The 11,952-nt window shown below is 31.1% G+C and carries 13 protein-coding genes; 5 read left to right on the plus strand and 8 right to left on the minus strand.

Translation table 11 applies throughout. The annotated features are described in order from the left end of the window. Positions 1 to 162 precede the first annotated feature (162 nt). A complete protein-coding gene (locus ACXY7N_RS30105) occupies positions 163 to 786 on the minus strand; it encodes a hypothetical protein (protein WP_098874939.1) in 624 nt (207 codons plus the stop codon). A 95-nt stretch (positions 787 to 881) separates the two neighbouring features. Here ACXY7N_RS30105 and ACXY7N_RS30110 point away from each other — a divergent pair, with 95 nt between their 5' ends. Then, positions 882 to 1,058 carry a hypothetical protein gene (locus ACXY7N_RS30110; RefSeq protein WP_488592849.1) on the plus strand — a complete coding sequence of 59 codons (177 nt, stop codon included), beginning with the start codon at positions 882 to 884 and terminating at the stop codon, positions 1,056 to 1,058. Between the two features lie 143 nt (positions 1,059 to 1,201). On the opposite strand, the gene ACXY7N_RS30115 is transcribed toward ACXY7N_RS30110, so the two are convergent. Then, complete coding sequence (locus ACXY7N_RS30115; protein WP_000421199.1) at positions 1,202 to 1,762, minus strand: MerR family transcriptional regulator; 561 nt, start codon at positions 1,760 to 1,762, stop codon at positions 1,202 to 1,204. Positions 1,763 to 2,249: 487 nt separating this feature from the next. Between ACXY7N_RS30115 and ACXY7N_RS30120 the strand changes: the two genes are divergently transcribed. Beyond that, a complete protein-coding gene (locus ACXY7N_RS30120) occupies positions 2,250 to 2,630 on the plus strand; it encodes a hypothetical protein (RefSeq protein ID WP_488592850.1) in 381 nt (126 codons plus the stop codon). A gap of 124 nt (positions 2,631 to 2,754) precedes the next feature. Here the strand turns inward: ACXY7N_RS30120 and ACXY7N_RS30125 are convergent, their stop codons facing one another. The 3 genes from ACXY7N_RS30125 to ACXY7N_RS30135 all read right to left on the minus strand — a co-directional run bounded on the left by ACXY7N_RS30125 (position 2,755) and on the right by ACXY7N_RS30135 (position 6,085). Continuing rightward, entirely contained in the window at positions 2,755 to 3,084 is a 330-nt protein-coding gene (locus ACXY7N_RS30125; RefSeq protein WP_098080061.1) for a DUF4064 domain-containing protein, read from the minus strand. Positions 3,085 to 3,709: 625 nt separating this feature from the next. After that, positions 3,710 to 4,360 carry a MarR family transcriptional regulator gene (locus tag ACXY7N_RS30130; RefSeq protein ID WP_098080063.1) on the minus strand — a complete coding sequence of 217 codons (651 nt, stop codon included), beginning with the start codon at positions 4,358 to 4,360 and terminating at the stop codon, positions 3,710 to 3,712. A 237-nt stretch (positions 4,361 to 4,597) separates the two neighbouring features. Then, complete coding sequence (locus tag ACXY7N_RS30135; protein ID WP_488592851.1) at positions 4,598 to 6,085, minus strand: plasmid recombination protein; 1,488 nt, start codon at positions 6,083 to 6,085, stop codon at positions 4,598 to 4,600. Between the two features lie 648 nt (positions 6,086 to 6,733). Here ACXY7N_RS30135 and ACXY7N_RS30140 point away from each other — a divergent pair. Next, a complete protein-coding gene (locus ACXY7N_RS30140) occupies positions 6,734 to 7,441 on the plus strand; it encodes a hypothetical protein (protein WP_488592852.1) in 708 nt (235 codons plus the stop codon). A 726-nt stretch (positions 7,442 to 8,167) separates the two neighbouring features. On the opposite strand, the gene ACXY7N_RS30145 is transcribed toward ACXY7N_RS30140, so the two are convergent. Beyond that, positions 8,168 to 8,569 carry an ArpU family phage packaging/lysis transcriptional regulator gene (locus ACXY7N_RS30145; protein ID WP_488592853.1) on the minus strand — a complete coding sequence of 134 codons (402 nt, stop codon included), beginning with the start codon at positions 8,567 to 8,569 and terminating at the stop codon, positions 8,168 to 8,170. A 230-nt stretch (positions 8,570 to 8,799) separates the two neighbouring features. On the opposite strand from ACXY7N_RS30145, the gene ACXY7N_RS30150 reads away from it, so the two are divergent. Further along, positions 8,800 to 9,372: a tyrosine-type recombinase/integrase gene (locus ACXY7N_RS30150; RefSeq protein ID WP_488592854.1), complete on the plus strand. Its 573-nt coding sequence runs from the start codon at positions 8,800 to 8,802 to the stop codon at positions 9,370 to 9,372. Between the two features lie 205 nt (positions 9,373 to 9,577). Here the strand turns inward: ACXY7N_RS30150 and ACXY7N_RS30155 are convergent, their stop codons facing one another. Continuing rightward, positions 9,578 to 10,306, minus strand: coding sequence for a hypothetical protein (locus ACXY7N_RS30155; RefSeq protein WP_488592855.1), 729 nt, complete (start codon positions 10,304 to 10,306; stop codon positions 9,578 to 9,580). Between the two features lie 266 nt (positions 10,307 to 10,572). Between ACXY7N_RS30155 and ACXY7N_RS30160 the strand changes: the two genes are divergently transcribed. Beyond that, positions 10,573 to 11,238, plus strand: a complete 666-nt coding sequence (locus ACXY7N_RS30160) for a helix-turn-helix domain-containing protein (RefSeq protein ID WP_098080075.1) — start codon at positions 10,573 to 10,575, stop codon at positions 11,236 to 11,238. Between the two features lie 451 nt (positions 11,239 to 11,689). Here the strand turns inward: ACXY7N_RS30160 and ACXY7N_RS30165 are convergent. Next, the coding region (locus ACXY7N_RS30165; protein ID WP_488592856.1) for a hypothetical protein at positions 11,690 to 11,952 on the minus strand (263 nt) is incomplete at its 5' end.

Consider the following 11,952-nt stretch of genomic DNA (forward strand, 5'->3'; position numbering starts at 1 on the left):
CTTGTAAAACTGCATTTGATGCACTTGCTGCAGAAGCCTCACTAAACCCTACAAACGGGGCTGATAAAGCGGTTGCAGCAACAAATAAACCAGCAATAACTTTTCTCATAAATATCCACCCACTCAAAATATTTCTAACAGTTATTTATTCTGACATAAAAATTAATTAATTTTAGCTGTAACAACTCTATACGTTCCACTACCATACAATTCAATAACAACCTTAGTAGTATACTCAACTGGTGCATACTTTAATGCTTTAAATGTCCCACTACTAGTAATACGAACTACACTGTCATCAAGTCTATTTGCTTTAGTAGAATTACTCTTAGAATACAATGGACCTGTTAAATCTGGATCATAATCATAGTTACCTACTTTACCTGAACCATATAAAAACCATCCAGAAACAGTATGTTTAAAACCAGCTCCCGGAAATGTATTAGCCACATAACCAGAGAAATTTTTCTTTTGTTGTGCCGCAAGTGCAAAACCATTACCATTAAAATTATCAACACTATTAAAAGCCATAATTAAAGGCTCATCTGAAAAAGATACTTTTCTACTAGAAAAAACATCTTCTTTACCTTCAGAAAGTTGTAAATTAATATCATTCTTCATTTCTTCTAATTTCTCATTAATTTCTTTTAACTGTTCTGAAGTTAAAACTTGATAATTAAACTCTTTAGAATCTGCAGACACCTTAGACGTATTAAAACCAGCAATTCCTGAAAAGATTAAACCAAAAACAAATAACAATTTTACAACACGTTTAAACGAATTCACAAAACTCCCCCTTTTATAGAAATATTTTCCACTCTCAAACACTATGTTACATTTGTTTTCAGAAAAGTCAAGATTTTACAAAAGGAGGTTTTATTATGTTAAATATTTTATTATCTACACTTCCACTTTTTTTTATATTTTTATTGCTTAATTATATTGGTCAAAAATTAAGTTATAAAAACGTAAAGATAAATTATAAAATAATTTTTATAATATCTTTAATTGAAGCTTTAATAACCCTATTAATATTTATTTATGGTCCTATACTATAATAATACTTTACTAAACACATAACATATCAATAGCAAGGGAATGCTTGTAGACTGATCTATACTGCATTCCCTTATTGTATGTATGCTATATTTCTATTTTTCTTTTTCCGACATTAGAACCCTACATAAAATACCAGCCAAATTTACTTTTTAAACAAACCGAAAAAACCTTTCCGTTTTTGTTTCTGATTTTGTGCCTGCATATCTCTAATGTTTTCAAGCAATAACTGATCTCGTTTCTCTAGCTTCTTCTCTATAAAAACTTCTAATTCACTGTTTTTCCCTTCTACTTCAGTTAACTTTTTCTCCGTATTCGCTAAATGTTCTTTTGTCGTAACCAATTCATTCGTAATTTCTTGTAGTTTCTGAACGAGTGCTTGATTAAATTGATTTTGTAACTGTTGATTTTCTAATACTTCATTCAGTTTCTTTTCTAATTCTGATTTTTCTTCTTTTGAAACAAACGAATCAAGTTCTCCGTTTCGCCATGACCGAACTTGATCGTAAGACCATTTTTGGGCCTGTATTTTTTCTTTTATTGCTTTTAATTCTTCTATATTTTCCTTCGAGTATCTACGATGTCCTCCCTGACTTCGCTCCGTTTGTATATTAAATTCATTTGACCATACCTTTAACAAATCGGGTGTGATTCCTAAAAGATCCGCAACAATTTTCGGTGTGTGCATTTCCGATTTTAGTTCCAATTTTTATTCCTCCCCAAAAAACGGAATACGTTTTTTACTTAAAAAACACGATTAAACCAACATTCCAATCAAAATCGGAATGTACTTACAACCGATATGAAAACCGATTTTAAAAACGATTTAATTTCCGAAATACATTCCGATTTTACCACCGATATGTATTACTTCTCGATAATAACATCAAAATCTTTTTTATTTATACAAGATTTTATGCAAAAAAAGAAGAGCGGGAATCGCTAGAATTCCCGCTATATCAACCATGTATAAAATCCTGTATACGAGATAGCAAGACAAAAAAAGAAGAATCCCTGTCAATACAAGGATTCTATCCAAATAGTTGCTACCGATAATGAGACGTTATGTTAACCTTATATGAATATCCTATACATCTAAAAATCTTAATGAGTCAGTTCTCTCAAATGTTACAATTAGAAAATTAATATTGAAGAAACAAAAATCAAATATCTATAATTTAAGGAGTGAAGTTATGATAAGTGTTCACGATAATACAATTGTTTCATACCAAGTTAATCTTGAGAAAGAAGAAATTCGCATTCACACTCTTACTGAATCAGGAGACAATGTATATATAGTTTTTTCAGGTGTCCTAGCACATTTTTTTGAAACCCAAATAAGTAACAGCATTATTTTTAATATAGACAAAGATCCACTTCCAGATTTTTTTAAAGAAAATAAGAAATTATTAGAGCAACAAAAATCTTATTGTTGGCCTATATGTTATGAAGATATTAAAGAATTAGAGGAAACATTAATAACAGGGAATTATTTTTATTACAACATTTGTGCATCTTATGGTCTAAGTGGTTGGGTATTAGCTAAGAAACTTGAGATATTAAACTCTTATTAAGTTAATGCTGATCTTAAATACACTTCCAATAACGAGAATTATGTAAATAAGCTGCCCATATGGACAGCTTATTTTTTGCTTAGCCTGAGATTTTTCCGAAATGCTGGCGGTACCCCATATAATTCTATTTTTGCTTTAAAGTTCGAAATGCAATTGCACCCGAAATAATTTGTAAAATTACTGGAATTATTAAAGTGAATACTGACATAAATAATGTTACTAATGGAAGTATTATCATACAAACCCCATAGACTATATTGTTAACCTTATTTACCAAACATGCTAAAACTAACAGTCCTATTTCAATAATTAATACAATAGAAATATAAGTTAAAAGGGCATTGTCAGTGTAACCTTCCATACCATATATAGCTAAAGACATTACAATCACAGAACCTATAACCCCAAAAATACCACCAATTAAACCAAGTACAAATTCAGCTGTTCTTTTCAATTCTTAATACCATCCTAACTATTACTATATTATGTTTTTGATATCCGATTATTTATATTAACAAATAATAATTAGAAATACTATGAATAAACACCAAAAATTTCTTCTTTATCTTTGATCTAAAAATTGCGTTTTGGCTAGAGTGCTGGCTCGTCGTGTGGGGGCGAAACCCCACGTATTAAACGTATCAACATATTGAATAAGAACAATTTTTGAACGTTTGATCTAAGCGATTCGGCTCGTATACTTGCTTATCCAAGTCGATAACCATTATCTTGCGTTTTGTCTGTCGGCTTGGCGAAAAAAGCATATCGAGCCGAAAAAAGTTTTGCAAGGACACAATAAAAAAGAAAAAGCATTAGCTTTTAGGTGAGGATTAACGAACCGACTTTTTTTATTGTGAGGGTGGAGATTTTTGAGTGTTTTTCTCAAAAATACGACCCGTTCCTTGCGGAACTTTTAGCTATATATATAAGAGTGAGAAGAGCAAAGTGAAGAAAGTCAGTAATAACAAGGGTTTATAAGATATAGGGTGTACCCAAAAAGGAACACCTGTGTACCCAAAAAGGAACACCTAAAAAATGTAAAATAACAATAAAAAAAAGATGTCAATATAAAATGACATCTAAAATAAATAAATTGGTAACTTATGTTTTTTACCATCTTCAGTTACAAAATTTTTAAGTGATTTTTTAAAGATTTTTTGAGTTGCTTTATCTACTCCGTCTTTTGGAGAACAACACATGATATTGGGATTTACAAACCATGTACGACTTGTACAAATGCGACCATCTTCAGTAGTTGTTCCAGTTTCTGCAACCGCTAATAATCCTTTTTTCATTAAACCGTTCATTAACTCTGAAACTTTTCCTCTAGTTCTATTTAACTTTCTAGCAAGATAACTAGGCGTTGCACTATCAGAATCAAATTCATCTTCTTTACTTATTCTTTCAACCAAAATATTCGTTTTAAATTCTACATAAGGTATTAAATCCATTAAAAACGCTTTCTCAGCTGTAGTTAAATAATCAATTTCACTCAGGTAATTGTAATTATCCATAATAATTTGCACAAACCTCACCCGATCTGTTGGCTTTTTCTTTTTTCCTATAAAATATTCATCTCCACCAGTTGTTTTACTTATTAACTGTAAGAGCATTGCTTTCTCTTCTTCTGAATAACCACCGGTTTGCAACTGGTCATAAATACTATCAATCTTACTATCTCTTATTTTCGCTTTTTTTTCAGCTTGTCCAAAATCTACAACTTTTGTCATAAAATAATTCTCTCCCTTAGTGGAAGGAATCAACTTTTATATGTTAGAATGTATATAGAATATATATTGGTTGATTCCAACCTTATTATGAAAAACCGCCTCGCCGACCAAAGCTTGGGCGGTTTTTCTCGTTTGTATGTCTTTCTATATAATAACATGAAATCCATTACTAAAGCTTTCCATCTCTTGCAAAAATACAACATTCAATCCTCTTTTACACTTTCGCCATTATCACTCCTATCTTCCCCTATCAAAATCTTGATTTCTGCTCATTTCTCTCTTATGTTCACGTTCAAATTGATTATCTATTCCCTTGCTACCCAATTCATTTTTAATAAGCCCTCTAAATGCCTTAAATTGCTCTCCAAGAACCTTTTTTGTTTTGTGATACAAAACCTTTATATTTGTCTTTAAATCCTTAATATGAGCTTTTAAACCGCTTATTTCAGTATGTAATTCTTCATTTTCTTCTCTCAATTCACGATTTTGTTTATAAGAATGATTTAAAGCAAGGCTCTTACCCTCTAGTATTTCTTCTAATTCTTTATTATCTGCTCGTAAACTCTCATTCTCTTTCACAAAATCTGTTTGTTTCAAGCGCTCATAATCATTTTTGATAGTAACCGCTGCATTCACTTGCTTTGTTACTTCTTGATATTGTTCTGGTGATAACACATAATTTCTTGTCTGTTTTTTCGTGATCTCAGCTTTTCCAAACATTTTATCCTGTACTTCTACTACTACTTCTTTACGTAAAAATGGAATTTTAACAGGTTCATTTGGCACTTGATTTGTAGCACTATCTAATTCTTTTTGCATTTGTTTTACTCTTTTTTCTAACTCTACATGACGCTGGCCAATTAGCTGCAGTTTTTCACTTTCACTCTCTACTTGTTGTTTCACTATCTCTAATTCTTTGTAATTATCAACGACATCACTTTCCAAACTCTTTTTCGCTACTTGTAATTCTTCTGTTTTCTCTTCAACGTTTTTTAAATGATGATCAATCGTTTGTAACTGCGTCTCTTTTTCTTGTACTTGATTTTCAACAAGTGATTTTGTTTCTGCATATTCCTTGTATTGACGGACTTTCATATACTTATGTGAACCTACATTAGCACGTTCAAAATTCGGAATGTGTCCTTTAGCCAATTGCTCAATATAGGCCGTTTCTAATTCTCTCCAATGTGCAATTAACTTTCTTCCCGTTCCTTCTACACCTTGTTGTTGCAAAGCTCTATCCATTCCGACACGCCTCGTTAATCCTCGACTACTTTCGAAATTCGGTACATAGTTAATATGTAAATGTGGATTGGCTTCATCATCATGTAAAACCATGTTATAAACTACTAGATTTGGATTTCGCTCTTGAAACGCCTCAGCATAGCGCTTCAGTGCTTCCTTTTTCGCCTCTCTATACATTGGGTCGTCTTTACCTTCCCCAATCGCTACAACGAGTTCTCGTTGCTCATGTGTCTTATCGTCTTTATGTATTTTGTCATAGTAGTCATCAATCTTACGGTCATTCCGTTTTTGTTTCTCGTTATACTTGTCCACTGCTTCTTGAAAGATATCCTTGTATACACTTCGGATGTCCTTTTGAACAAAGTAAATATTCTCCTCTGACCTGGATGGATCTATACCAGGATTTCCATGAATGTTTTCTCTATTATTGTGGCTCAATGAACTTTGGTGAGATTGATTAAATGAGATAGACCCCAACATAAAATGCCACCACTTTCCCTAGATTAATTGATACCATAAGTCTAGCAAAGCGACGAAATGGAGTCAATTAGAGTAACCCTATACTTATTTTGACGCTAACGCATCAAAATTGATAGGGGTCTGCGACGCTTGTCGGCTTTGCCGAGCCACATTTCATGTGGCAAAAACCAAACCCTGGGCTTTGCCCAAACCCACTGGGGAACTCTTCCCCAGACCCCATCATTCGAACTCCCCAACCCCTCAATCCTTGAGGGGCTCCCTCGCCGGTTGGCAGGAACAAACAATTGTTTGTTCAATACCAAGAGGGTTCGGGTGTAGTAGAGTTGGTCAAGTCAAATACTCCCTTTGCTTCGCTAGGTCCGTTTTGATTGACCAACACAAACAACTACCTCTGATTTAATTCCCCACTAACTCTTTTTAATTCTTTTATAAAATCCTATAGGATTTTATCCATATAATTGCACATGCCATTCAATTCTATATTGGTCCATGAGAGTTTACTTGTATACACGCTTCACCAGGTCAAAGGACGCTTAAAACGATCAAAGGATTTAAACGATTTTCTACCTCTAACTGAGATAGAAAAGATCAGAACTTATATGATATATAGAGTAAGAACCATATAATGATTTAAAGGGGAGATAAAAAATGATAATTAAACTAAAAGATGCGGATATTAAAAGGATTCATGAAGAACTAGAGGGGAAATGCCAAAAGTGTGGTCAAAGATGCGACAAAAAAGTACTCAGTTTTATTACTGATACAGTCATGGTTTGTCCTGATTGCAAAAATAGTGTAAAGCCTCCTGTGTTTAAAATAACTGAAGAGATGATTGCTAAAGTTAGCAAGATTAGTAAGTGGGGTGTTGGGGAAACTAAACAATTTTTAGAGATACTTCCTCTTGCGGTTGCACTGGTCGATTACACAGAAAACACAAGAAGATACTGGAACTGGGATAAGAGTAAATATATCTATTCTATTGAGACAGATCATGAAGGGAATTATATTTCTATTAGGTTTCATAAGGATTACTGGAGTAAGAGCAAGAAAGAAAAAAAGTTTGTCTATATTAAGAAAAAGAAATATGTTGTTATTGGCCAAGATCCAATGAATGTGAAGAAAATTAAGATTAAGGACGAATTTAGAGAAAGTTTACCAAGAGAAGAAAAAATACAATCAAAGATTGATTACTATAAAAATAACAATGAATTTGAAAAAAGTATTGTTGTGATAAATGAAAAACTTTCAAAAAGTAAACCGCACACATTGATAGATGGATACACCACTTTTTTAGCCTCAAAACAGTTAAAATTAAAAACAGTTCCAGTTTTAATTGTTGAAGAAATAAACATGTAGGCATAAAGAAATCCCCTACCAATCATTAAGATCAGTAGGGGAAAGTAAACTTTTAATTTTAAAATTATTCTTTATTCATATTAAATTAGATTGTTGTTCACTATTTTCATTTGCTTCACTATGCCTATTGATTAATAAATTAATAATTACAAGCAACAAGCCAATAACGATCAATAACAACCAATTATTAATAATAAAACTGCCTATATGTTTTATAACATTAGGAAACTCACGCGGAAAAAACCAAGCAAATAACTGTAAAAAACTCACTATAAAACTAAATGCTACACCAATACATGAAAGTATCTTCCAAATAGACATCAATATATTTAACCTCACTTTTAAATTTTAAAATATACTTGCAAGTTTATTTTTAAAAACATCTCCTCTCACTGATTAATTAACTTTCTACTTCTAAAAACAATTTTATAGGAATTTAAAGCAAAAAAGGGTCCCCATTTTGTCCGTAATTTATCCGCGATTTCCGCCAAAAAACCGCCAATTATTTCTAAATCTTTAAAAATAAAAAACGTAAGGAGAATTCTTTATAAGAATTCCCCTTACGTTTAAAAAAACATATAGATATTTCGGCTTTTATATCAATAAAAGCACTTATATACAAGCCTTATATAATAACATTTTAACACATTAAAAATATAAATAATCTGCCATCTTTCTGTCATCTTCCTGCCAAAAAACCGCCACTAAATAAAACTGTTTTTTCATTTATTCAATTCCTAATATAATTGATAAATTCATAATAGCTAAAGATTTATATCTTTCATATGTCCTTAAACTTAATCCCATTTTATTAGCTACCTCATAATCATATCGTTCTTCACGTCGTAAAAATCTTCTTATAATAATTTCTCTTTCTTTAATATTTAATTTATTAATTGCATTTACAATAGTTCTTACAGATTCTTTAGTCTGTTTATGATACTCACTTTCATAACCAAATAAAGATATTTTCTCAATAGATCGTTCAATAAAATACCAATCAGGGGTTATATCTAAATCTAAAGCAAGCCATCTAACATCAAGTTGTTTTAAAACCTCCTTAACTTCTTTACTTGCTTCCTTATCCAATTTTTTATTATCTATATCTTTTTCTATATTCTGTCCCATATAAATTTTCATTCCTCACAATAATAAATAATAATATTTATTTCAATTTAAATAGTACTATTCCCTCTTAATCTAGTTACAAAAAAATCAAACATCCAATGTAAACTTTTAAATATTAGTTTACTTTCAAATCCCCTTAATCATTGACTTCTCACCGATTCTCCTGATATCCTCAAAATACATAACAAAAGTATACATTCAAAACACTATAAATAAAGAGGTCAAAATCCATGAACAAAAAATCACATCTCATTGATGTCCAACCTATCCGTAGTAAAAAACAGATTGAAAACATGAAATGGGCCCTAAAACGCCACTGTTCCCAACGAGACTATATACTATTTTTAATTGGAATTCATACAGGACTACGTGTAAGTGATCTACTCCAACTTGAAACAGAAACCATAATAAAACTAAAACGAAAAAAGAGAAAAGAATTTAAGATCAAAGAAGGAAAAACAAAGAAAGAACGCATGATTAACCTTACTTCCATTTTTGATGAGGTATACTCTTATACTCAAACGCTAGATAATACCTGGTTATTTCCTTCTCGAAAAGGAAATCAACCCATTAGTAAGATCCAGGCCTATCGACAATTGCAAAAAGCCGGAGATTTTGCGGATATAGAATCTATCGGGACCCATACCATGCGTAAAACCTTCGGTTATTGGTTCTATAAACAAACAAAAGATATAGCCATGTTACAAGAAATCTTAAATCACAGTACTCCTCAAATTACACTGACTTATATCGGCATCAACAAAGAAGAGAAAGACAACGTTCTAGATTCATTCACCATTTAAAAAGATATACCAACAACAAGGGGCTTCTCTAATCTTTAAAGGAACAGAGCAACAAATAGACCAATCGTAATGCAATCAGCTGCTAAACCAATTAAGACCGCAATGAACATGAACTTTTCCATATGTTTTCACAGTCTTAATATAAGAGAAGCACTGAGTTATTTCGGATTTTCATGAAAAAATTAAAAAAGAACGCCTAATTTAGTTAAGAGCCCTCCATTATCCCTACTTCTATTTGCATTTTATTAAATAACTCTTCACATTCCGCCAAATACATATCGTCAATTTCATTAGGATTACTTCCTTTGTATTTTATATTGACCATTGTAATCTTCTTTTTAAACTTCCTCGTACTTTCCACATGCACAACTTTCAAAAGATAAGTCCATAACCCTAACACAGCACATTGCAATTTGCTTATCTTGCTTCCTCGATACTCCTCTGGAAGTCCTTCATTCCATTTCTTTACCGAAGCCTCATCCCTCAAATCTCTATCAAAAGAATCCACCAATCTATTTAAATCAGTCTCACTTACTTTAAATTTAAGTTGGTGAACATAGTTATTCCTCAATTCGTTCAACCTTTTATAAGGAGTTTTCTTGTCTAACGATAATGCTCCTAAAGCAATAGCTAAGTTTATTTTATTCATAAACATAAATCTCTCAGTTAAGACAAGCTGTGGTTCCACCATGTAAATTTTCAACAACTTTTCAAGCTCATGTTCAATATAAAGATGACCACGCAAAATTACTTGCAACTCATCCCCTCCAAAAGTCGCATCCAGAAACTCCTGAACATCCTTATCAACCTTATTACCAATCTGTTCTATAAATCCTTCAAGTTTTTCTTTGTACTCTTCAAATCGTTCTTCCAACCCTTTAATCGGTGTTAGAGTTTTACTCACTCCGCACATCCCCATTCCATAGAACCCCACAGGCACTACCCCTTAAAATTCCTCCCTCTCCAAACATCAAAAATAATATATATTAATAGAATTCTAAAAATGATTTTATATATCATGAAAAAATAACTTATAAAATTTAAATATAAATTAGCATTTTTAAAAATTCATTAATAGTAAACCATAAGTACCAAAATAAAGGTCTGCAACACATCGTTGCATGCCTTTTTTATATCGCTACGATGTGTTTCTTACTATTTAACATTAGAATAATTAAAGTGATTAAAGGAGGTACATATATGGACATTGGAAAAAAAATAAAACATTTAAGATTAATAAACAACATGACACAAGAAGATGTAGCCAGCCAATTATTTATTTCAAGACAAGTTATATCTAAATGGGAACTAGGAAAAAGTCTTCCCGATCTAACCAATTTATTAGCCTTAAGCAATCTATTTAATGTTTCAATTGATTCTTTATTAAAGGAGGATTCAAATTTGCAAAATCAGATAATAAAACAAAGCAATTATAAAAGATATTTATTAATTGCCTCTCTCTACATATATTCCTTAATCACTATTGTTGTTATATTTTATTGTCTCATTGCCTTTTTACTTATGCCAAAAGACATAAAAACATCAGATCTAAAGGTTATTAATTCCCACTTTTATCAAGAAAGCGATAAAAAAGAAATTCTATATATTTATAGTAAATTAACACCTTTCTTCTCCAATTATTCAGGAGATTATAGCATTCAAACAAAAGAACATGAAATAAACATTCATGCTAATCGAAATTCAATTCCATTTAGAAATAAAGATGTTTTATTTTCAATTGAAAAAGACATACCCCATGGAATAGATTGGGAAGAAAAAGATGTTTACATTGTAGATGAAAACAATAAAAAAATACTTATATATAACCATAAAAATAAACAACTGTATTACCAACTAAAAAATTAAAAAGTAGGCGATCAAAATTAAAAACATTTACAAATATATTTTTATACTAACTACGCTTATTCTTAATATAATTAGTTCTCTACTCATTATGAATACAGGATTTACACCAGGAAATATGGTGTTTGCCATTACATTTTTATTTTTCACCATGCTATTCCAATCAACTACAATGCTATTTATTATATATATGATTAAAAATGATACATCTAAAAAAATAAGAATAATATTATACATATTTTTAACATTAGATATATTTATCTTTTTATCGTTGCTATACATGGCATATATAGTAACAACAGCATTAAAATATTATTAACATCAATATAGCAAGGGAATGCTTGTAGACTGATCTATACTGCATTCCCTTATTGTATTTTTTGCTTAGCCTAGTTTTTTTCCTAAATCCTGGCGGTACCCCAATAAATAAAAAAAGCCCTGTAAAGGGCTTTTTTTATTTATTAGCAATAGAGACCTGACCAGAACAACCAGTTGAACCACCGGAAGGGCCACCACAATATAACCTTACTGAATAATCATCTTTTGGCAAAGATATAGTGTTATTATAACTTTTTCCACCTTTTAGATTACCAGTCGCATAAACAGATCCTCTTTTAAAAATAGTATAGCCTATATCTTTTGTTCCCCAATTTTGAACAACTATTTTCATAGAACTATTCACAGTAATCCTAGAAGTTGATGAAGATGTTTGACTAG

The sequence above is a fragment of the Bacillus sp. 5w2 genome, from assembly GCF_054353775.1.

What these genes read in the sequence shown, in the direction of transcription:
- ACXY7N_RS30110 (WP_488592849.1), top strand. Translation starts at nt 882, where the DNA reads ATGTTAAATATTTTATTATCTACACTTCCACTTTTTTTTATATTTTTA.
- ACXY7N_RS30120 (WP_488592850.1), top strand. Translation starts at nt 2,250, where the DNA reads ATGATAAGTGTTCACGATAATACAATTGTTTCATACCAAGTTAATCTT.
- ACXY7N_RS30130 (WP_098080063.1), bottom strand. Translation starts at nt 4,360, where the DNA reads ATGACAAAAGTTGTAGATTTTGGACAAGCTGAAAAAAAAGCGAAAATA.
- ACXY7N_RS30135 (WP_488592851.1), bottom strand. Translation starts at nt 6,085, where the DNA reads ATGTTGGGGTCTATCTCATTTAATCAATCTCACCAAAGTTCATTGAGC.
- ACXY7N_RS30140 (WP_488592852.1), top strand. Translation starts at nt 6,734, where the DNA reads ATGATAATTAAACTAAAAGATGCGGATATTAAAAGGATTCATGAAGAA.
- ACXY7N_RS30145 (WP_488592853.1), bottom strand. Translation starts at nt 8,569, where the DNA reads ATGGGACAGAATATAGAAAAAGATATAGATAATAAAAAATTGGATAAG.
- ACXY7N_RS30150 (WP_488592854.1), top strand. Translation starts at nt 8,800, where the DNA reads ATGAACAAAAAATCACATCTCATTGATGTCCAACCTATCCGTAGTAAA.
- ACXY7N_RS30160 (WP_098080075.1), top strand. Translation starts at nt 10,573, where the DNA reads ATGGACATTGGAAAAAAAATAAAACATTTAAGATTAATAAACAACATG.